This is a genomic window from Novosphingobium sp. (genome assembly GCF_036820275.1).
Classification (GTDB): Bacteria; Pseudomonadota; Alphaproteobacteria; order Sphingomonadales; family Sphingomonadaceae; genus Novosphingobium.
Genome location: NZ_DAISLT010000017.1, coordinates 41,722 through 61,720, shown reverse-complemented (window position 1 = coordinate 61,720; position 19,999 = coordinate 41,722). Strand labels below are relative to the sequence as shown.

General features: G+C 63.0%; 14 protein-coding genes. 10 read left to right on the top strand and 4 right to left on the bottom strand.

Annotated elements, in window-relative coordinates; all coding sequences use genetic code 11:
- Window positions 1-49: 49 nt before the first annotated feature.
- Complete coding sequence (locus V7066_RS14720) at window positions 50-2,431, bottom strand: TonB-dependent receptor (protein ID WP_334183794.1); 2,382 nt, start codon at window positions 2,429-2,431, stop codon at window positions 50-52.
- A 361-nt stretch (window positions 2,432-2,792) separates the two neighbouring features.
- Here V7066_RS14720 and V7066_RS14715 point away from each other — a divergent pair, with 361 nt between their 5' ends.
- The 8 genes from V7066_RS14715 (at window position 2,793) to V7066_RS14680 (ending at window position 13,911) form a co-directional block, all read left to right on the top strand.
- A complete protein-coding gene (locus V7066_RS14715; RefSeq protein WP_334183793.1) occupies window positions 2,793-4,124 on the top strand; it encodes a spinster family MFS transporter in 1,332 nt (443 codons plus the stop codon).
- 63 nt (window positions 4,125-4,187) lie between these two features.
- Window positions 4,188-5,966 (top strand): arylsulfatase, encoded by a 1,779-nt coding sequence (locus tag V7066_RS14710; protein WP_334183792.1) that lies wholly within the window; start codon window positions 4,188-4,190, stop codon window positions 5,964-5,966.
- Window positions 5,963-7,381 (top strand): sulfatase-like hydrolase/transferase, encoded by a 1,419-nt coding sequence (locus V7066_RS14705; RefSeq protein WP_334183791.1) that lies wholly within the window; start codon window positions 5,963-5,965, stop codon window positions 7,379-7,381. The genes V7066_RS14710 and V7066_RS14705 overlap by 4 nt, the downstream gene beginning before the upstream one ends.
- Window positions 7,378-8,847 carry a sulfatase family protein gene (locus V7066_RS14700; protein WP_334183790.1) on the top strand — a complete coding sequence of 490 codons (1,470 nt, stop codon included), beginning with the start codon at window positions 7,378-7,380 and terminating at the stop codon, window positions 8,845-8,847. The genes V7066_RS14705 and V7066_RS14700 overlap by 4 nt, the downstream gene beginning before the upstream one ends.
- A 12-nt stretch (window positions 8,848-8,859) precedes the next feature.
- A complete protein-coding gene (locus V7066_RS14695) occupies window positions 8,860-10,569 on the top strand; it encodes a sulfatase family protein (RefSeq protein ID WP_334183789.1) in 1,710 nt (569 codons plus the stop codon).
- On the top strand, window positions 10,566-12,485 hold the full coding sequence (locus V7066_RS14690) for a sulfatase (protein WP_334183788.1): 1,920 nt from the start codon (window positions 10,566-10,568) through the stop codon (window positions 12,483-12,485). Before V7066_RS14695 ends, V7066_RS14690 begins: the two co-directional genes overlap by 4 nt.
- Entirely contained in the window at window positions 12,482-12,958 is a 477-nt protein-coding gene (locus V7066_RS14685; RefSeq protein WP_334183787.1) for a DUF3237 domain-containing protein, read from the top strand. Before V7066_RS14690 ends, V7066_RS14685 begins: the two co-directional genes overlap by 4 nt.
- A 644-nt stretch (window positions 12,959-13,602) precedes the next feature.
- Entirely contained in the window at window positions 13,603-13,911 is a 309-nt protein-coding gene (locus tag V7066_RS14680) for a hypothetical protein (protein WP_334183786.1), read from the top strand.
- Window positions 13,912-13,943: 32 nt separating this feature from the next.
- Here the strand turns inward: V7066_RS14680 and V7066_RS14675 are convergent, their stop codons facing one another.
- Window positions 13,944-14,567: a TetR/AcrR family transcriptional regulator gene (locus V7066_RS14675; protein ID WP_334183785.1), complete on the bottom strand. Its 624-nt coding sequence runs from the start codon at window positions 14,565-14,567 to the stop codon at window positions 13,944-13,946.
- A 392-nt stretch (window positions 14,568-14,959) separates the two neighbouring features.
- Here V7066_RS14675 and V7066_RS14670 point away from each other — a divergent pair, with 392 nt between their 5' ends.
- Window positions 14,960-16,282, top strand: a complete 1,323-nt coding sequence (locus tag V7066_RS14670; protein WP_334183784.1) for a cytochrome P450 — start codon at window positions 14,960-14,962, stop codon at window positions 16,280-16,282.
- A gap of 441 nt (window positions 16,283-16,723) precedes the next feature.
- Here V7066_RS14670 and V7066_RS14665 read toward each other — a convergent pair whose 3' ends face one another.
- The gene (locus V7066_RS14665) at window positions 16,724-17,470 is read right to left on the bottom strand and encodes an SDR family NAD(P)-dependent oxidoreductase (RefSeq protein WP_334183783.1); all 747 of its coding nucleotides are present in this window, start codon (window positions 17,468-17,470) and stop codon (window positions 16,724-16,726) included.
- Window positions 17,471-17,741: 271 nt separating this feature from the next.
- Between V7066_RS14665 and V7066_RS14660 the strand changes: the two genes are divergently transcribed.
- The gene (locus V7066_RS14660; protein WP_334183782.1) at window positions 17,742-18,059 is read left to right on the top strand and encodes a 2Fe-2S iron-sulfur cluster-binding protein; all 318 of its coding nucleotides are present in this window, start codon (window positions 17,742-17,744) and stop codon (window positions 18,057-18,059) included.
- Window positions 18,060-18,687: 628 nt separating this feature from the next.
- Here V7066_RS14660 and V7066_RS14655 read toward each other — a convergent pair.
- Entirely contained in the window at window positions 18,688-19,986 is a 1,299-nt protein-coding gene (locus V7066_RS14655; RefSeq protein ID WP_334183781.1) for a metallophosphoesterase, read from the bottom strand.
- Between the last annotated feature and the right edge of the window lie 13 nt (window positions 19,987-19,999).

The following is a 19,999-nucleotide window of genomic DNA, read 5'->3' as shown; positions in this document are numbered from 1 at the left end:
CGATCCTTCAAGAAGCGGCCGGGCGATGACGCCCGGCCCAAGGTGGGTCTCAGAAACGGGCGCCGAAGGTCGCACCGAAGTAGCGGCTGGAGTCCTTGTTGTAGGTGCCGACCAGATCGTAGGGATTGGCCGTGGTGGACATCAGCGAGTTGTGGCCGATGCTGGTCAGGTAGTTGGTGTCGAACAGGTTCTTCACGAAGACCGAGAGGCTGTAGCGCTTGTCCGGCGTGGCGACGCCGATCGTGGCATCCACCAGCGTGTAGGACGGCTGGCGGGTCAGCGGATCGAGTTCCGACGTGAAGTACTGCGCGCTTGTGAAGTTCACCCCCAGTTGTGCGAATGCGCTGAACTTGTCGCCTTCGTAATCGTAACGCGGTGACAGGGTGACGCGCCAATCGGGGCTCGCCTGGAGAGCACGGCCACGCAGGTTCTGCTGCGGGGTGGCGCCCACGGCGGTGCGATAGCAGACGTTGACCGGCGTTCCGGTCATGACCGGCGCCGCCGCCTGGAACTGCAGCGGGCAGTTCAACCCGTCGATGTCGATGCGCGACTGCGCGTATGTGACGCCCGCATTGACCGAGAACGAGTCCGAAGGCCGCATCGTCGCTTCGATTTCGAAGCCGCGGCTACGCGACGAACCGGCATTGGTGGTCACGAACTGGATGACGCCGGTGGTCGGGTCGGAACGGTTGGCCTGGACCTGCAGGTTCGAATAGTCCGCCTGGAACAGCGCCGCCGAGAAAGTCAGCTTGCGGTCGGACGTGCTGCCCTTGAAGCCGATTTCATAAGCGTTGACGTGCTCGGGCTGAACTGCCGTCTGGTTGGCGAGGTTCGCCGAGATTTCCATCTCGTAGCCCAGGCCCTTGTAGCCGCGCGTGTAGGTCGCATAGACCTGCGCATTGCGGTTGAACTCGTATTGCAGGCCGGCTTTGCCGGTAACGGCGGTATCATGCGCCGAGAAGCTGCCGCTGGTGCTGGCATTGCCGGGGAACACGGTGTCTCCGGCGACGATCGGCGCGGTGCGGGTGCCGCTATTGGTGCCCTTTTCGTACTGGACGCGGATACCGCCGATGGCGCGAAGGCCGCCGACGATGAGGTAGTCGGCCTGGCCGAAGGCGGCGATGCTGTCCTGCTTCAGACGGATGCGGCTCTCGGCGGACTGCCACACGATATTGGCATCGGCGCAAGGCTGGCCGACGATGCCGGCGGTGCAGCGGGCACGGCGGCGGTCGAAGGGACGCACGATGTCGCTGTGCATGTAGAACGCACCGACGACGTAGTTCAGGTCCGACTTGCCGTTATTGGCGATGCGTAGTTCCTGCGACCAGGCGCTCAGGTCGACGATGCCGTGGTTCTGGTTCCAGAAGGTATAGGGTGCGAAGGCGGCCGTACCCAGATAGATCGGCGAAGTGGCGTTGATGCGGTCGATCGGCTGGTTCACTTCCAGATCGTACTTCTGGTACGCCGTGATCGAGGTGATAGACGCGGCGCCGAGGTCCCAGTCGGCCTGCAGCGAGTACGTCTGCGACTTGCTGTTGGCGTAAGTGTCGGTGTCTTCGTTGATCGTGCGGTTCTTGCGGCTGGCGTCGATCGGGCCGACGACCTGCTGGAGCACCGGATTGACGATGGAGATCAGCGTCGAAGCGCAGCAGTCCGCGTCGGTCTTCTTGTATTCACCGGCGAGCAGGAAGGTGAGGTTGGGCGTGGCTTCCCATTCCAGCTTGCCGCGCACGCCCCAGCTCTTGGTGCCGTTGACCCACTTGTCGGTGCCGATGTTGCGCGTCACGCCCTGGACATCGCTGTAGAAGCCGGAGACGCGGGCGCGCAGGGTGTCGGTGATGGGGCCGGACACGGTGCCGCGCGCACGATATTCGTTATGCTCGGCGATGGTGATTTCGCCCTTGCCCTCGAACGTGTCGGACGGGCGCGCCGTGGTCACGCTGATGACGCCGGCGGAGGCATTCTTGCCGAACAGCGTCCCCTGCGGGCCGCGCAACACTTCGATGCGCTCGATATCGGCCAACTCCGAGAAGCCCTGGGCCGAACGCACCGCGACGACGCCGTCGACGACCACCGAGACCGAGGATTCGACGCCCTGGCCGAACAGGGCCGTACCGATGCCGCGAATGCGGAAGCTGGTGTTGGTGGGGTTGGCGCCCTGCTGGAACGAGAGCGAGGGGATGGCGGTGACCAGCGAGGTCGTGTCGTTGATCTGGCGCGCGGCCAGCGCGTCGGCGGTCACGGCAGTGACGGCGAGCGGCACGTCCTGAAGGCGCTCGGCGCGCTTCTGCGCGGTAACGACGATATCGCCGGGCATGGTGCCATCAGTTGCGGCGGCATCCTGCGCCATGGCCGGTGCGACCCATACGAGCGCGGCACCAAGCGCGGTGACGGAAACGGTAGACACACCGAAAATGGTCTTAAAAGACATGCTTTTCCCCTCCACTGGGTTCCCGGCATCTTTGCTGCCCAGGACCTCTGGACATTCGCGCCGGGTTCGAATCACCTGATTCCTGTAACGCTAAACTCCAACCACCCGGCTGGAGTCAACGATTTATTTTACCGCTAATATAGCCATTCCCTTGTGACTGGCATGAAAGCGGCGCGTTTCCGTGCATTGCTGCCCAGCGACCGATAAGACAGACATCGGGGCGTGTCCTCCGCGCAACAGCTAGTTCGGTTATCATGAGGAAGCTGCACAAATACCCGGTTGACATCTTCGGACACAATTGCTGTTTTAGCGTTAAATATCGGCCGCTGACAAAGACAGGCCATACCAAGTGGAGAGGACTGTGAGGGAACAGTGCGAAAGCGACGGCCGCCAATGGCCTTCGCCGAAACGGGCATGGTTCGCTGCCGGAATGCTGGCAGCGGCAAACACGCTGGCGTTCGTGGACCGGCAGGCGCTCGCCCTCCTCGTCCAGCCGATCAAGGAAGACCTCCAGGCATCCGACACTGCGATGAGCCTGCTCTATGGCCTCAGCTTCACGATGTTCTACGTGCTGGTCGGCATTCCCGTCGCGCGGCTGGCGGACCGGGCGAACCGCCGCAACATCGTCGCCGGAGCGGTGTTCATCTGGAGCATTGCCACGGCCCTCTGCGGCCTGGCACGCAGTTTCGGTACCCTGTTCATCGCCCGCATCGGCGTCGGCGCGGGTGAAGGCGGCCTCAGCCCCGCCGCCTATTCGATTCTGGCCGACTATTTTCCCAAAGAGCGCCTGGCCGCCGCCATGGGCGTCTACCAGATGGGGATCTACGTGGGCGGAGCCGCCGCCCTGTTGCTCGGCGGCTTTCTTGCAAGCGTCGTTCCGCCGGGCAGCGTGGTCCTGCTGCCGGTGATCGGTGCGGTCAAAGGCTGGCATCTGGTCTTTCTGATGCTCGGCATTCCCGGAATCCTGCTCTCCGGCGCCACGCTGCTCGTACGCGAGCCCGCACGCATGGGCCTCAGCGGTACCGTCGCTTCTGCAAGCCCGCCCTTCTCCGAACTGGCCGCCCACGTCGTCCGCCACTGGCAGGCCTACCTGGGTATCAGCTGCGGCTTCGCGCTGATGATCCTGGTCGGCAATGCCACCGGCGCCTGGATCCCCGCCTTCCTCGAACGCAAGTATGACCTGACGACCGCCCAGATCGGCGGCATCTACGGCACGATCACGGCCATCTGCGGCGTCAGCGGCACGCTTGCCGGCGGCTTCGCGGCCGCCGCACTGCGCCGTCGCGGGTTCGAGCGGGCCAACCTGCTGGTCGCCCTGTTCGGCTTTACGGCGCTGATACCGGTCACCACGTTCTTCCCGCAGGCACCCACCGCCACGCTGTCCCTGGCACTCATCGGCGCGATGAACTTCCTGGCCGGGTTCAATTTCGGCGGCGGCCTGGCCGCGCTTCAGGAGATCACGCCGAACCGGATGCGTGCATCGATATCGGCCGGCTACATGCTGATGGTGAACCTGATCGGCGCCGCCGGTGGGCCCTTCGCGATCGCGCTGGTCACCGACTATTGGTACGGCGACCCCGCCGCCCTGCCCAATGCCATCACCATCGTCTGCGCCGTGGCCTCGCCCCTGTCCGTGGCGGCGCTGCTGTTGGGCCTGAGGGGCTACGGCCGCGCCATTGCCGTCAAGAGCTGAGGCTGCTTTCACGCATATGACACCGGGCAGTCGGACGCACCGAAAAAACAGGATAAGGAACCTATGTCGAAGCTGAAGCGCATGACTCGCCTGGCCTGCACCGCTGCCCTGATCGTCGCCGGATCGCTCGCCTCGCAGCCGGGTCTCGCAAAGGCACCGGCATCCGCAGCCGCCCCGTCCCCGACTTCGGCCCCGACCCGCCCCAATATCGTGCTGATCGTGTTGGACGACACCGGCTTCTCGGACATCGGCGCCTTCGGCTCGGAAATCCGCACACCCAACATCGATGCACTTGCGGCAGGCGGGCTGCGCTACAACCATTTCGACACCAAGGCGGTCTGCTCCCCCACCCGCGCCGCGCTGCTGACGGGGCGTAACCCGCAGACCGTGCGCATGGCCGACCTGCCCGCCAAAGTGCTCAATCCCGCCGACATCACGCGCGACCGGGGCGAGCTGCCGCAGAACGCCAGCACCATCGCCCAGGTCCTCCACCGCGCCGGCTACGCCACCCATGGCTACGGCAAGTGGCACCTCGCCCCCGAGGACGAGGACGGCTCGCCCGGACACAACGGCTCCTGGCCGCTCCAGCGCGGGTTCGACGATTTCTACGGCTTCTTCCTGGGCTGGTCCGACCAGTATCACCCGGACCTGATCGAGGGGAACCGCACGCTCCCCAAGCCCGACCGGCCCGGCTACCACTTCTCGGTCGACATCACCGACCATGCGATCAAGGCGCTCTCCGCCAGCCCGGCGCAGCCGCAGTTCGTCTACCTTGCCTTCGGCGCCGCCCATGCGCCGATCCAGGTACCCAAGGCCTATATCGACGCCTATGCAGGCATCTACGAAAAGGGCTGGGACGCCCTGCGGCACGACCGTCTGGCGCGCCAGAAGCTGATGGGCATCATGCCGCCCCAGGCGGAACTGTCCCCCCGCGCCGACGGAGACCGTGCCTGGGCGGACCTGACTCCTACGGAGAAGACCGTCTTCGCCCGCTTCATGGCCACTTACGCCGGTTTCATCACCCATACCGACGAACAGATCGGGCGACTGGTCCAGCACCTCAAGGACACCGGGCAGTTCGACAATACGCTCATCATCCTGGTCTCGGACAATGGCGCGGCTTCGGAGGCCGGGCAGAAGGGTTCGTTCGACCGGATGTACCGGCCCAATACCCTGACCCCAGAGCAGATGCTGGCCCGCCTCGACGAACTCGGCACGGACAAGACGCAGAGCGAATACCAGCGCCCCTGGGCCTATCTCGGCGCCACCCCGTACAAGCGCTACAAGATCTGGCCGCAACTGGGCGGCGTGCGCACGCCGATGGTGGTCAGCTGGCCCGGCCGCATCCACGACGGCGGGCAGGTCCGAAGCCAGTACGTAGACGCGGTAGATATCGCCCCCACCCTGGCGGCGGCTGCCGGCACCGCCTTCCCCAAGGCGGTCGCGGGGCGCGCGGAAATCGCGGTGGCGGGCAGGTCGATCCTGCCGACGATCGCCAATGCGTCCGCGCCTGCCGCCCGCACCGTCCAGTACTTCGAACTGCGCGGCAACCGGGCCATCACCCAGGGTAAGTGGCGGGCGCTGGCGGTCCACCCGCGCGACGGCGATTTCGCCAAGGACGTCTGGCAACTCTACGATACCGAGGCGGACCCCGCCGAGAACCACGATCTGGCCGCTGCGATGCCCGCCAAGCTAAAGGAACTCCAGGCGCTCTGGTGGTCGGAGGCGCGCAAGTATTCCGATCCGCCGCTGGCCGAGGCACCCAAGCCCTTCCGCTACCGCGAAATGTTCGACGGCAGCGGCGACCGCAAGGCGGCCCCGGCCGGAGAGGAACCGAAGTGAGATCGCGGTTCGCCCCTGCCCTCGCCGCGCTCGCGCTGAGCTCCATGATCGGCGGGATGCCGCCCGCGCTCGCCCGCACCGCCGTTCCGGCCAGCGCTCCCGTCCCTGCTGCCCGCACTTCCGGCCCGCCCAACATCATCCTGATCCTGGCCGACGACTTCGGGGTGGAGGGGATCAATGCCTATGGCGGCGAATACCACACGCCCCATGTCGATCGGCTCGCCGCCGAAGGCACCCGTTTCGACAATGCCCACGCCATGCCGCTCTGCTCGCCCTCGCGCGTGCGGCTGATGACCGGGCAGGAGAACTGGCGCAATTACGAGGCCTTCGGCTACCTCGCCCCCGGCCAACGCACCTTCGGCAATGTCATGAAGGAGGCGGGCTACGTCACCGGCATCGTCGGCAAATGGCAGCTTATGGGCAACGGCTTCGACGGCCGCACCGGCATCACGCCCGAGGCCGCCGGTTTCGACGAAAGCTACTTGTGGCAGCTCCAGGCGCTGACGCCCAAGGGCTCGCGCTACTGGGGGCCGACCCGCGCCGCCAACGGCACGCCGAAGATCAGCGAGGAAGGCTTCGGCCCCGATTTCGACAGCAGGAAGGCGCTGGACTTCATCTCGCGTCACAAAGACAGGCCGTTCTTCCTCTATTACCCGATGGTGCTGGTCCACAATCCCTGGGTGCAGACCCCGGATTCGATGACCGCCGAAGGGGCTGCGGACCGTTTCAACGGCATGGTCTCCTACATGGACCGACTGGTGGGAGACCTGATGGCGCGCCTCAAGGCGGAGGGGCTGGACCGGAACACTATCGTCATCTTCACCGGAGACAACGGCACCAACCGCCAGATCACGTCCATGCGCGATGGCCATGCGGTTCGCGGCGGCAAGGGGGCGACCACCATCAACGGCACGCACGTCCCCTTCATCGCCTGGGGTCCCGGCGTCCCCAAGGGCAAGGCGAGCGAAGCGCTGGTCGATTTCACCGACCTGCTGCCCACGTTCGCCGACATGGCCGGACAGCCCGCTCTTGCCGGCAAGGTCGACGGCGTGAGCCAGTGGCCGGTCATCGCCGGCAAGGCGAGCGCCGCGCGCAGTGCGATCTTCATGCACTATGCGCCGATGTGGCTGTTCCAGCCAGAGCGCTTCGCTTTCGACGCCCGGTGGAAGCTTTACGGAGACGATCGCTTCGTGGCGATGGACCCGGTTTCCGGCGTCGAGACCGAAGTGCCCGCCACCCTGCGCAGGGGCGAAGCCGCACGCCATTACGCGGCCTTGCGCAAGGTTCTGGCCGACACCCACGACGGCCCGCTCGATCCCACGCGCTACCCCTGGTGCGAAGGGCAGCCATCCGTCGAACCCGGCCAGCCCGCCACCGTGGCCGGCTGCGGCAGGACACCGGGAGGAGAAGAATGATGCACCGCACGCTCGTTTCCGCAATGCTGGCGGGCACATCCCTGCTCGGCCTGTCCGGCTGCACGACGAACACGGTGCCGACGCACACCGCCTCGGCCCAGCGCCCCGCCGCCGCAGGACGCCCCAACGTCGTCGTCATCCTGGCCGACGATCTCGACTGGGCGGATGTCTCCACGTACGGCCGCGCCGACGTACCGACACCCAACATAGACCGGATCGCGAAGACCGGCGTGGCTTTCTCCAGCGGCTATGTCACCGCCTCGGTCTGCGCGGTCAGCCGCGCGGGGCTGCTGACCGGACGAATGCCGCAGCGCTTCGGCTTCACCTACAACATCAACGACGAGGGCGATGAAGGCGCAGGCCTGCCCGTCGGCCAGAAGACCCTGGCAGAGCGCCTGAAGCCGCTGGGCTACCGCACGGCCGCCTTCGGCAAGTGGCACCAGGGTGCGGAACGGCAGTTCTATCCCACCGAACGCGGCTTCGACGAATTCTTCGGCTTCATCGCGGGCGAAACCAACTACGTCGATCCGAAGACGCCGGGCATCGTCACCACGCCCACCAAGGCGGACAAATATCCGATCACCCCGCGCACTGGTAATCACGCCATGGTCGAAGGCCCGGAGGCCAGACCCGCCGACGATTTCACCCGCTACCTGACCGACCAGATCACCGACCGGGCCGTAGACTTCATCGACCGTTCCGCCGGGGACCGGGACCACCCCTTCTTCACTTATGTCGCCTACAACGCACCGCATTGGCCGTTGCAGGTTCCCCAAGCCTATTACGATCGCTTCCCGCAAGTGAAGGACCCGGTACGCCGCACCTACATCGCCATGATCGCGGCGATGGACGATGGCATCGGCCGCATTCTCGACAGTCTTGAAGCGCGCGGGCTGCGCGACAATACCATAGTCGTGTTTCTCTCCGACAACGGCTGCCCGACCCGCTTCGGCTTCTGCAACCCGGACCATCCCTGGGGCTCGGGGAAGTTCACTTATCTCGAAGGCGGGGTGCGCGTGCCTTTCGTGCTGTCCTGGCCGGCGGGCCTGAAGCCGCAGGGGATCAGCGACAGTCCGGTCTCCTCGATCGACATCGCGGCCACCGTGCTTCACGCGGCATCCCCCCGCAGCCCCCTGCCCGCCGAGCTGGACGGACGCGACCTGGTGGAAACCGCCCGCCATCCCGATCCCGACCGTCTGCTGGTATGGGGGCAGGAGCCGGTCTATGCCGCCCGGCGCGGCGCCCGCAAGCTCTGGGTCTCGCACGACTGGAAGACCTCCCACCTCTACGACCTGACCCGCGACCCGGCCGAGATGAACGACCTCTCCGCCGCCGACCCTGCAGGCGCGGCCGATCTCTCCGCCGAAATCGAGCGTTTCCGCGCGGGCCTGCCCGATCCGCGCTGGAAACTTCACTTCACCCGCAAGACCACCGTCAACGGTCGCGAGACCGAATGGGTCTACTGACGAGGAATCCCGATGAAGACCAGAACCGCTCTCCTCGCCCGCGCGCTTGCCGGTGCCGCCTGCTTCGCTGCCCTGGCCTTGTCGCCGCTTGCCGCGCAGGCCAAGGCGCCTGCCGCCGCGCCCGCCACGCAGGAAGCCCGCCCGCGCAACATCATCTTCGTCCTCGTCGACGACTTGCGCTATGACGGCATGGGCTTCCTCCAGCCCGGCCTGCTGAAAACGCCGAATATCGACCGCATGGCGAAAGAGGGAACCTACTTTCCGAACGCCGTCGTCACTTCCTCCCTCTGCAGCCCCAGTCGCGCCACGATCCTGACCGGGCAGACTGCGCGCAATCACGGCATCGTCGACAACAACGACGGTTCCGAAGCAGGGCTCACCTATTTCCCCAGCTATCTCCAGCAGGCCGGCTACGACACCGCCTTCTTCGGCAAGTGGCACATGGGCAGCAGCACCGATGCGCCGCGTCCCGGTTTCGACAAGTGGGTGAGCTTCATGGGCCAGGGCAATTACTGGCCCGCCAAGGCGACCACGGCCCATTCCTCGCCCGGCCTCAACGTAGACGGCAAGGAAGTCCCCCAGAAGGGCTATATCACCGACGAACTGACCGACTATGCGATGGACTGGCTGACGAAGGAGCGCGATCCGAAGAAGCCCTTCTTCCTCTATCTCAGCCACAAGGGCGTCCATTCCGACCCCCTACCGCCGCCGCGCTACGCTCACCAGTACGACAAGGCGAAGTTCACCCTGCCCGCCAGCGCCGCCAACACGCCCGAAAACAACGCCGGCAAGCCGGTCTGGGTACAGAACCAGCGCAACTCCTGGCATGGCATCGACTTCTTCTACAATGCCGATGTGCCGATGACCGAGTATCTCAAGTACTACTACGGCACCCTCTCCGCGATCGACGACAGCCTCGGCCGGATCATGGACTATCTGCGCAAGAACCACCTGGAGAAGGACACGCTGGTCGTGTTCACCTCCGACAATGGCTACATGGTCGGCGAGCATGGCCTGATCGACAAGCGCAACGCCTACGAAGCCTCGATCCGCGTGCCGCTGGTGGTGTGGGAGCCGGGCACCGTGCCCGCAAACAAGGTCAACCCCGGCCGCATCCGCAATCTCGACTTCGCGCCCACGTTCCTGGACGTGGCAGGCGCCCAGCGTCCGCAGCAGTTCGAAGGCACGAGCGCCTGGGGCCTCTGGGCAGGCAAGCAGGCCCCGAGCGATTGGAAGCCGGGCGACTTCACTTACGAATACTATTGGGAATACAACTTCCCGATGACGCCGGGCACCTTTGCCATCGAGCGGGACCGGGTGAAATACATCCAGTATTACGGCGTCTACGACACCGACGAACTCTACGACCTCAAGAGCGATCCCGAGGAAATGCACAACCTGATCGACGATCCCAAGTGGGCGGCCAAGAAGCAGGAACTGCGCATTGCGCTCTACGACCAGCTTGCCAACCGGGACGGCAAGCACATGATCCCCTATGGCGCCCGCCTCTCGACCGGCGCGGTGCGGCGTGACGTGAACGGCAGCCGCGCGGCGGACTTCCCCGCATCGTGGTACATCAAGCCGAACCCGACCGACCGGCTCGACCCGATCCTTCCCGACGGACCTGCCAAGCTCAAGGCGCAGGCCGAAGGCAAGCCGCTGATCTACACCCCGCCGCTGAAGGACGAACTGGTGAAGCAGGTCGGGAGCGCAGGCCAGTGACCGTGGTATCGCGCCGCGCCGTCCTGGGTTCGATCGCCGGAGCCACCACGTTGGCTGCCACGGGCACCGCCGCCCGCGCCGCCGCGCCGGTCCAGCGGCCCAACATCCTGTGGATCGTCAGCGAGGACAACAACCCCTACGTCGGCGCCTATGGCGACAAGCTGGCCTACACCCCTACTATCGACGGGCTGGCGACCAAGGGCCTGCTGTTTCGCAACGTCTATTCCAACGCCCCGGTCTGCGCGCCGTCCCGCTTCGGCATCCTCACCGGGGTCTATCCCGAAAGCTGCGCCCCGGCGAACCAGATGCGCGCGGTGGGCAAGCTGCCGAAGGCGTTCCGGACCTATCCCGAGTTGATGCGGGCTGCGGGTTATTTCTGCACCAACAGCGCCAAGACCGACTACAATTGCGACGTCGATCCTCAGGCGATCTGGGACGGACAAGGCAAAGCTGCCCACTGGCGCTCGCGCGAAGACAAGAGCCAGCCGTTCATGGCCGTGTTCAACTACGAGACCACGCATGAATCGAAAATCTTCAAGCCCACCCAAGGCCGCGTGACTCCGGAGATGATCACGGTCCCGGCGTTCCTGCCGGACACGCCCGGCATCCGCCAGGACTTCGCCAGCTACTACAACCTGATGGAAAAGATGGACGGCCAGCTTGCCGAACGTCTCGCCGAGCTGGAGGCCGACGGCTTGAGCGAGGACACCATCGTCTTCCACTATTCCGACAATGGCGGCGTCCTCGGCCGGTCCAAGCGCTATTGCTATGACGAAGGCCTACGCTGCGAGATGGTGGTCTATGTGCCGGAGAAGTGGCAGCACCTGATGCCCGGCCGCCCCGGCAGCGAGATCGCTTCTCCGGTCAGCTTCATCGACCTGGCACCCACGGTGCTGGCATTGGCCGGAGCCGCGCAGCCGCCACAGATGACCGGGAAGGCCTTCCTCGGACCCAAGGCCGCGCCGCAAAAGTACGCCTTCGGCATGCGCAACCGCATGGACGAGCGGATCGACTTTCAGCGCACCGTCACCGACGGCCGCTGGCGCTATATCCGCAACTACATGCCACACCGTCCGCTGGGCCAGCACCAGGCCTTCGAATGGCTGGCCAAGGGCTATCAGGAATGGGAGCAAGCCTATCTCGACGGCAAGCTCACCGAAACCCAGGCCCGGTTCTTCCGGCCCAAGGTCTTCGAGGAACTCTACGACCTCAAGGCAGACCCGCTGGAGCTGCACAATCTCGCCGCCGAACCGGCCCACCGCGCCTTGCGCAAGACGCTGAGCCAGGCGCTGGACGCGCACATGCTGGCGATCCACGACAACGGCTTCCTGCCCGAGACCATGGTGGGCGAAGGCTGGGAAGCCAGCCGCGATCCGGCCGTCTATCCGCTCAAGACGGTGATGGCGCTCGCCCGCACCGCTGCCATGGGCCGGATCGAGGACCTGCCCTCGCTGCGCGCCTCGCTGACAAGCCCGGTCGAAGTGCTGCGCTATTGGTCGGCCATGGGCCTGCTGATCCTGGGGGCAAAAGCCGCGCCGGCCGAGGCGGAGATGCTGGCCGCCCTGGCGCGGGAGACATCGCCCCATGTCCGTATCGCCTTGGGCGAAGCGCTAGCCCGCATGAGCGAGCCGCAAGCCGCCCCGAGCCGGACGGCGATCGCGGCGCTCATCGCCCTTTGCGCGGAGGACCGTCCCTGGCAGGTACGGCTCCATGCCATCAATGCTCTCACTTATGCCGGCGCGGCGGCGGCCCCGGCCCTGGATGCGGCGAAACAGGCGATGGCCGGCTCCAACGAGTATCTGAAAAGCGCGGGCAAGTATCTCATGCTGAAACTGACCGGCACCTATACGCCCGCCACGCCGGTGTTCGACTGGGAAGGCATGCAGGCCCGGATCAAGGCCGGAGGCGCGCCATGAGCACCGGCCCCGCCGCTCCCGCGCCGACCCTCGCCTATGCCTTCTCTGCAAAGGTAGAACTGCTCGACCCGATCGACCACGGCATGGTCGAAGGGCGCCGTCGCCGCTTCGTGCCGATCAGCGGCGGCACCTTCAGCGGGCCGGATCTCGAAGGCGTGGTCCTGCCTGGCGGAGGCGACTGGCAAGCGATCGGTGCCGACGGCTGCACCTTGGTCGATGCACATTATGCGCTTCAGGCCAGTGACGGTACGGTCATAGACGTGCGCAATGCGGGGGTGCGTGTGGCGAGCGTCGAAGTCAGCGAGCAGATCGCGCGCGGCGAGCCGGTCGATCCCACCAGCTACTACTTCCGCACCACCCCCCGCTTCGAGGTGCGGGACGGGCCCCATGCCTGGCTGCGGCAGACGATGTTCATTGCCCGCGGCGTGCGCCATCCCGACGAAGTTGTCATCGATTTCTATCGGGTCTGCTAAAAACCTGTGTCATTGGCCGTGGATGGTAATCCCTTCTTGTTCCTCCACTTCCTCTCTCCTGTTATTGTTTTAACGGCGGACGAACAAACTAAGGCTTTACACTCTGACTGCTGGAATGACGGCTCCCGACGATACCGGACCGATGGCGACTTTTCACGATAAGCCGGAACCGACCTTTCCGAACTCGCCGACTTCCCGGTCATAATAGGTGCTTAGCCGCCACCCGAAACCGGGATGGCGGAATTGCACGATCTTAGTCCAAAGCCGACAGCGGCGGACGATCCCGCTGGGACGTGCAGGCGGATCTTGGCCTGTTCCGGCACGGGCTGGGCGTCTACCTCCAATCGATCTGGCATTCCGGCAGCCGCGCCCGAAACACGGTGCCCACCGCCGATCTGTCCTTCGCCCCACTCGGAACGACAAACCTGACAGTCTACACCGATCTAGAGCGCTTGTTGCCGAATGAAAGTTGGGCGAAGAAACTGATAGTCGACATAATATAGTGCTCAGCATAGCGAACACCCGGCCGCGCGTGCAGGACAGGCTCGGCTGTTCCCTGATAGCTTCCACCATCCTCTTCTCCAATCCTGATCTTGGGCGGTGGCACGCGCACGCGGCTCGCCAACATCCTGTTTTCACGGGAGTTGGATAAGCGTTACGCAGCGAGTGGGATTGTATCGCAGGCGATGCATCCCGGCCAGGTCGATAGCAATTTTGCAAGTTATGGCGACCGGCATTTGCAGGAACATATGGCGTCCGCGTCTACGGTATCGCCCGTAGAACCCGCCGAAACGATCGTCTGGCTGGCGACTACAAGCGAAGGCGGTCACCCCGGCGGGCGCTACTTCTTCAGAAAGGCAGAAGAAGCTGCGAGCGCCGCTGCTCTTGATGACACTGCTGCCGAGCGGCTCTGGGACGAAAGCGAAATCCTATTGAAAAGCTTAGGGTTTTGAATGGCGGCGAATTGCAAGTCCCAGCAGCCCGTCTATTCGAGTTCGATCTTGATCGGGCGGGAATAGACGCGAACAATCAACGCATCGAGCAACTTCACGACGTTTCCAATCGGATAGTCGTCAGGTTGCCTCATCCACCAGGTGAGGATGTCGAAAATGGCGTTGGTGACGAGTTCGGTTACAAGATCGACCGGCAGCAGCGGGTTAGCACGAGGGCGGGCGGACCTGAACTCAGCGGATATCCGGGCGAACTCATCCCTCATGGCTGGGGATGCGCCGCCTGTGAGAAGCGGTCTCCATAATTTCCGGTGCTCGTGCACATAATCGCACATCTCTTCAAGACGCCCGTCGTAACGCGGATCGAAGGCATCGCTCGAATAGCCGAGAAGCTGGCGGACCTGTTCGGTCGCCACATCGGCCAGAAGCGCGTCGGTGCTCGAGAACTGGCGAAAAAACACCGGATAGCTGACACCTGCTGCCGCTGTTATTTCCTTGATGGTGATCGATCCGAACTCGCGTTCTTCAATCAGGCTCAGCAATGCGTCGCGAAGCGCTACCCTCGACCGTTGCGCCCGCGCATCATAGGGACGGCTGATACGCTTCTTTTCGGCAACAGGCCTCTTGTCATTTTTCTTGCTGGCTGTTTTGGCGGTCATACTCTCTGATGCGAACATCCGCCCCAAAACGCAAGGCTGACTGAGGGCGTCAGGGCGAACGATGCCGAATCCGACCTAGCCGCTAACTTTTCTCAATGCTTCCGCTAAACGAGGCAAGCACTCCTTCGACTCCTCAGCCACAGCAACGTCCGCTTCAGCGAATAGCATTTTTAGGAGCCCAACGTTGCTCCCTGGCCGAGTTGTAAACGCTTCAGCAGAGCTGCGGCTGGATCCCGGACGGCTATGTAAAATGCCCGAGCGATACTTGGTACAGAACCCCAACTGACTCCCCCGCTCCCACCCAAAACCGCCCTCCCGGCACGATGTCCCATTGCCATCACTTCCCGAGATATATATTACACGGTGTAACACTAAATTGGGAAGGATAGGCAATGAACGCTATCGAGCGGGATTACTACACGGACATGTCGGTCCTCCTCGATCCATACGGATGGTTCGAGGAAATGCGGGCCAAGGGCCCTGTTTGCAGGATGGCCAACCGAGACCTCTGGCTGGTAACCGGATTTGAGGCAGCGGTTGAAATTCTGAACAACGCGAATGACTGGTCGAATGCAATCAGCGTAAGCGGCCCCCTTCTCCCACTGCCTTTCGCGGTCGAGGGCGACGACATCACGGATTTGCTGGTCGAGCATCGGCCCGAGATTCCGATGTCGGATCTGCTGGTGGCGAAGGATGGCGCATCTCACGCCCAGTCGCGCTCGCTGATAGCAGCACTGTTCACGCCGTCGAGGTTACGCGAAAATCAGACCTATGTGACGGAGCTCGCCGACAAGATGGCGCGTGCGGTCGTCGCCAATCGCAGCTGTGAGCTCATTTCTGAAATCGCCAGCCCGTTCGTTACCTATGTCGTGTCCGACATCCTAGGCGTTCCTGAAGAAGACCGCGATGAATTCCGCAAGATCATTGACGCCGCGCCGCCGCCGGGTTCGATGGAAGCCGCCCCTCCGCCGGGCAAGGAAATCGAATGGGCCGCTAAGTCCGCCGAGCTACAGGCTGAATCGAGCTCTAATAGCCCGCTCGTGTTCATGGCTCAATTCTTTTACCTCTACATCGCCGAACGCCGCGCCACGCAACGCCAGGACGATGTTCTTTCGGAATTCGCGCACGCTTCGTTCCCGGACGGCACCCAACCCGACATTCCCGAGCTCATTCGCCTTGCGACGTTCCTGTTTGGCGCCGGGCAGGACACGAGCGCCAAGCTGATCGGCAACGCTATGCGCTACCTCGTAGACATACCCGGCATGCAAACCCAGCTACGCGAGAACCCCGCACTCATTCCCGACTTTCTTGAGGAGGTACTCCGCCTCGAGGGTTCAACCAAAGCTGTGAAGCGCCTCGCCAAGCGACCAATGATGGTCGGTGGTCATCAAATCGCGGCGGGCGACAAGGTCGTAATCGCCATCTCGGCAGCAAACCGCGATCCGCGGCGCTGGGAGGACCCGCTCGAGTTTCGCCTCAAGCGCCCCGGCATCAAGCAGCATCTCGCGTTCGGCCGCGGCGCACATACCTGCGCCGGTGCGCCGCTTGCTCGCTACGAGGTGCGCATCATGTTCGAGAAGCTTCTCGAGCACACGCGAAACATCTGGCTTGTCGAGGAAGCACACGGCCCGGCGGGCGAACGCCGCTGGGACTGGGAGGCCACTTTCAGCATGCGAGGCCTCAACAACCTTTACGTGGGCTTCGATCCTGCCTGAACATACCGTGCCCCGGCCGCCAATCGGGGCCGGGGCACCTCCATAGATAGGCACGCTCTCGCGCCCCAAAGATAAGCGATAATGCTCGCATTACCGAACAAAAAATCGAAAAGCGCTCTACACTGCAAAAACGCTGGATTGCCAAGTCGGCGATTGACAGGCGGATGCTCTTCGTTGGCACTGGCAGGAAACTGTACGTCCTTAGACGTCACTAGCATCAGCGCCTATCACGTAATGCAATCCTTGACCCGCTAGGCCCGAGCAAAAAAGCGAACTCCGATTGTGCCTTTTTTCCCGAACGACACCGACGAACGTAGCAATGCACAGCGCTACGTCCGTCGTAGCCAGGACAATGGTTAGAAAACTAAATTTAGATTATTACGAACGTTCACACGCCAATCCGTATTCAGCAGTGTCAATCACACTACCGGTCGCACGGTGTCAGCAATACATTCCCCCGTTAACATTGATTTCCTGCCCAGTGACGTAACTTGCACCGTCCGAGCACAGCCATTCGCAGGCAGATGCGATGTCCTCCGGCATACCGATCCGTTTAACGGGCACAGCTTGAACCATGGCCTCGATGCGTGGGTTCGTGCCATCGACTTCTTCCGTCCTGCGGCTCAAACCGGTATGCACGATCGCTGGCGGAATGGTGTTCACGGTAATGCCCTTTTCGGCAAATTCACGCGCCAGTGCTTTCGTGAGAGATGTCACACCGCCTTTCGATGCCGCGTAGTGCGCCATATTTGGCGCGCCGACTTGCGCGCTCATCGACGATATTGTCACGACGCGCCCCCAACCTGCAGCAACCATATCCGGCAGCGCGAGCTGGATCGAATGGAACATACCCGTGAGATTGATGTCGAGCATGCGCTGCCATTCCGCAACTTCCATCTCCAGAAACGGCTTGTATTCGGAAATTCCAGCGTTCGCGATCAGCACTTCGATCGGACCGAATGCCGCGCGAGTCTTTTCAATCGCCACGCCAAGGTTTTCGCGATCAGCGATATCCACCTCAAAGGCGACGGTTAAGTGACCCTCCGCATTGAGTTCCTCCGAGGCGCTCCGAACTGCTTCTCCGTTGCGGTCCATCATCGCAACTTTGTGGCCGGCGCGCGCGAACCACTGGGCAACGCCAAGCCCAATGCCCGACGCCGCGCCCGTCACGATAGCTACTCGTCTCATTCCACTCTCCCCAGTCATTAGCGACGACGGCATTTTACGTTCTCCAGTAGAACGGATATACCAAGTCGAGTGAGCGTCAAAATCGACGGGGGCATGACCCCGGAAAGATCGCCCTACCGCTGTTCGGGCTGAACCCAATTTGGTGCAATTCCGCCGCCCATCGCTGCCACGGTACCCGGTTGATTGCTCCTTTCCGATTTTTACATTACACAAAGGAACGTAAAAAGAGGTCTGAGACCGCGCCGCTCGCGGATAGAAGGAAAGGAAATTCATGCCGCAGATCCAAGTCACTCGCCGCGATGGGGAACTCATTACGATTCATCGCGACACAACCGTAACGCTCATGGAGGCCATTCGGGATGCTGGTGCCGACGAACTCCTGGCATTGTGCGGGGGATGCTGCAGTTGTGCCACTTGCCATGTCCATGTCGACGAAGAGTTTCTCGACAGACTTCCCCCAATGAGTAGCGATGAGGATGATCTTCTCGAAAGCTCCGACTATCGCAATCATACTTCGCGGTTATCTTGCCAAATTCGTCTGACGTCAGATCTTGAAGGCATGCGTGTGTCGATCGCCACTGAAGATTAGGACCATCCGCAACGAGAAATTGAGCTTAATAAGCATCGAAGAGTCGAACCGCGGAGGATGATCACGGTGCCCACGCCCACGCGTCCCCTCGAACATTGCGATCTGACGGGGAGAGAATCGAGGTTCACGCCGACCTTGAGCTCTGCCCAGCTCGAATTTCGTCTGCGGTGCTAGGCGACCGTGAAAATCAGCGTGGGAACGATCCCCTGCAGCACGGTGGCAATGTTGAACCGAGCGTCCAACCCATCGGTATCACGCGGACCGCAAACGCGCCGGGAGGTGCAGCGGCAACGGTCATGATCCCGAACATGATTTTTTGCGTCCGGTAACACGCGACAGAACCGGGAAGGGACAAGCATCGCAATGCTGTCGCCGCAATCGGTGCCTGAAACGCCTGCATTCCGCCGCGCACGGCCATCGTAGATGAGCCACAGCTCCGCGCGATCGGTCAGGAACAGCGTGATAAGCTCGAGGGCCGAAACGTTTCCGGCGATGTCGGTGATCCACCAAGCGCGTGACAACTAGCTGAGCGCCGAACTGATCAGCGGCTATTTGGAAGAACAGTGTGTGACGAGCAAGCGAGTGCGATTTCGAGCCGTACTCGCCTACCCATCATACCTGGGTGCAGTTACTTTCCAGCTGCACCGAGTTTGCCGAAGCGCGTGCGGAAATCAATCAGGTTGATCGTAAAATCGTCCGCCTTCATGTACTCGTCGTCAGTCAGCTTGGGCTTTTCCTCGGCCTTGTACCACTTGGCATAGTCGGGCGCGTCGACGCTGTTGACCTTGTAGTGCGTCGAATAGGTCCATACCTTTACCTGCGGCACCTTGGCGCCCATGTCGAAGGTCATCAGGCGCAGCCAGCCGTCGCCGATACCCATGCCTTGCTCCAGTTTCGCACCGGCATCTTTGGCCGTCTGCGCACGATCCTGGTAGTCTGCCAGCACCTGATAGACCGGATGGCCGAAGGCGTTGGCGTCGGTGCGGAAGGCCTGCGCATGTTCGTGGCCGCATAGAACCATGAAGATCTGGTCGTGACGGCTGAGGAACTTGTCCCAGATCATCTGCGGGCTGTTATCTTCCGGATCGACGGCGGCATTGTCAATGATCGGATTGGCCAGACGTTCGCCGGCAGTGTTCAAGAAGTCGTGCATCGAGACGATCGTCGGGAGGCCGGGATACTTCGCGATGACATCCGCTGCCCATTGCAGCGAGGCGTTCGGCGCATCGAACTGCAGGCCGATATGCAGGAAGCGATAGCCACCAGCCGAGAAAATCTGCGCGCTGTCGGCGCCATCGTCATGGCTGGCGACGTACCAGGATTGACCCTTGAAGTACTTCGACTTGTCCGAGAACACTTTCTTCCAGTTCGACAAGCCGCCCGAATGCAGCATGCCCACGTCCGCTGCGCTGCGGACCTGCGCGGCAGGTGGATGGTTCGAATCCGTCCACATCGCGTCGTAGTCGTGATTGCCGGGAACGACGGAGAACGGCACCTTGCCCGCAATCATGTCCCAGCCTTGACCAACAGTCGGCATCTCGACGGTGTGGACCTTTTCGGTCGGCGCGAAGTGGGTATCCATCATCGGGTTCGGCGCGCGCTTGAAACCGCGTGCGGCGTGGCCCGGGTCCATCGTCAGCGACTGGTGCTGCCAGTTGTCGCCCAGACCATCGACGAAGGCGATGTCGCCCCCGGCGCTTTTCAGGTTAGCGGCCACGAAAGCCATCTGGTCGAGAAACAGCTTGCTGGCGTCGAAGGCGAAGCCTTCCGCGCTCTGGTGGGTGTAGTCGACATAGTTCTGCGTGTCCGGGATCACGGCGATGGTAAAGTTGTCGTCCATCCTGTCTGCGGCCGCTCCGGGCGCGGCGGCGAGGGCCACGCCGGTGAGGCAGGTGCACAGGGCGAGCAGGCGGGTAAGCGATTTCATGGGTCTATGCTCC